Source organism: Micromonospora sp. SL4-19, assembly GCF_047921475.1.
In the GTDB taxonomy this organism is placed as follows: Bacteria; Actinomycetota; Actinomycetes; order Mycobacteriales; family Micromonosporaceae; genus Micromonospora.
This window is the reverse complement of the sequence record NZ_JBLROB010000070.1, coordinates 1-1809: the sequence shown is the minus strand read 5'-3', so window position 1 is coordinate 1809 and position 1809 is coordinate 1. Positions and strand designations below refer to the sequence as shown.

Annotated in this window: 2 protein-coding genes and 1 pseudogene; 2 read left to right on the top strand and 1 reads right to left on the bottom strand. The window is 66.4% G+C overall.

Translation table 11 applies throughout. The annotated features are described in order from the left end of the window. Positions 1–430: 430 nt before the first annotated feature. Both ACNAVT_RS31680 and ACNAVT_RS31675 read left to right on the top strand, forming a co-directional pair. Positions 431–970 (top strand): helix-turn-helix transcriptional regulator, encoded by a 540-nt coding sequence (locus ACNAVT_RS31680; RefSeq protein ID WP_416301657.1) that lies wholly within the window; start codon positions 431–433, stop codon positions 968–970. A gap of 53 nt (positions 971–1023) precedes the next feature. After that, positions 1024–1188 (top strand): annotated as a pseudogene (locus tag ACNAVT_RS31675) (GPP34 family phosphoprotein); the annotation flags it as partial. A gap of 94 nt (positions 1189–1282) precedes the next feature. On the opposite strand, the gene ACNAVT_RS31670 reads toward ACNAVT_RS31675, so the two are convergent. Then, positions 1283–1741, bottom strand: coding sequence for a hypothetical protein (locus ACNAVT_RS31670; protein ID WP_416301655.1), 459 nt, complete (start codon positions 1739–1741; stop codon positions 1283–1285). Positions 1742–1809 lie beyond the last annotated feature (68 nt).

The following is a 1809-nucleotide window of genomic DNA, read 5'->3' as shown; positions in this document are numbered from 1 at the left end:
CATCCGGATCTGGCCGAGTTGGGTGCACCTGATCATGCTGATACGGACGCACCACGTCGGCATTGCTGCTCAGTTAACCTGGTCTGCTAGCGTTCCAATGCGTCGTTATCAATAACTCGCGCCCTGCGATCAAGCTTCAAGGTGCTGAACTGTGCGGACACCCTCGTCATGGGAGCGCGATATCAGACAGGAAGCCGTTAGCCCGGAACAACGCGGCACCCTTCCCCTCGTTCCCGGTAAGAGAACACCCGAGGACGCACCGCCTGCAGGACCCTGGACCGCGCCGCCTGAACTCGTCGGCAGCGCGTCGCCCATTCGTGTGGCATTGAGCGTCTTGGCTGGGGGAGACCATAGGTGCGCGATGCACCTTGCGGTGAAGTCGAGGCCAGGGCTTAAGCCCGCTGCCTGGCCGCGTCGAGACAAGCCGCCGGTGCCGGTGCGGCTGGTCATGGACGTATTGGACGCTGTGGAGTTCGACCGCCGACCGGTTGACGAGGCGCTGAACTCGGTGCTGGCGAAGCAGCCGCTTCACGAAGGTCTCGCAGCCTTCATCAAGCATGCCGCACGCAGTTACCTGTCGACCTGTGAGGCGGAACCATCGATGTTGCCGGTCGCCCGCTGGTGGGTGGTCCAGCATGTCGATCAAGGTGTACGCGAGCTATGGGCTTGGGGCCGGCGCTACCGCTCAGCCGATGGTGCGGTGCGTGAACTACGGCTGATTCGCCTCGCGAACATGCTACAGCGACAGCGCCTTGCCGGATGGTCTGGATCGATGACCGAGGACGTTATGGCGATGGCCGAGATTGCGGCTTTCCTCGGTGTGTCCAGGCAGCGAGCTAACACCCTTGCTGACCGTGCGGACTTCCCTAAGCCGATCGCTCACCTCACGGTGGGCCGGGTGTGGGCTACGGCCCACATCCGGACCTGGGCTGAGCAGCGACGCAGGGACCTTGAGGGCGAAGCGGGCTAGATTGGCTCGCGCCTGAGCTGCGGAAACGCCAGTCACCTGTCTAACTGACGTTCTCCGGCCTCGTCGCCACCCTGGGCCTGACCACCCAGCTTCACCTCAACGACGACACCCTCACCGCGCATCTAAGGGCAATCGCCGATCAGCATCACCGGTCGGTGCGGGACATCACCGCCGCCGTCGATGCCGCGGGCGGTGGCCTCGCCACCGCCACCTACCGCTGCCGCGTGGGTGCGGCGCGGACCGTCAACGGCGAAGCCGGTCACGCCCCAGCCTCCCTGCGGGCAGTGCCTGCCGGCCCGGCAACATCGCTCGTTAGCCAATCGCGGTCCCGAACGGGTCCTCGCCCTCGCCGAGGAGCAGCGGCACGTCATATACCGATAGGTCCGCTCGGAACCGCGCGTACCGCACCCGGTGGCGCCAGCGTCCGTGTTCGAACGCCACGTCGGCGTCGATCTCCGCCACCATGGTCGGTTCCACCTGCACGTATGGCAGCGGTTCGGGCCGGTCCAGCTGGCCGGTCCAGGACGCGGGCAGCGGCTGCGGCCACGGGTGGGCCGTGCCGTGGCGCGGTATGCGTGGCGGTGAGAGCAGTTCGGCTTGCGCCGCACGCTGGTCGTTGGTCAGCGGGTGGGAGCGGCCGGTGTATCGCAGCCGTCCCCGTCGGTCGAACCGGCCCAGCAGCAGAGTTTCCGGGCGGCTGATGCTGCCGGTGACCCCGCCGATGATGGCCTCGGTGACGATCCGGGTGCGGAACTTCGACCTTAACTGCACCGCCAAACGGAGTGAAAGCGATGGGTGTCTGTGTACGGGCGCGGCGTCACACCGGTAGCGCGCGGATC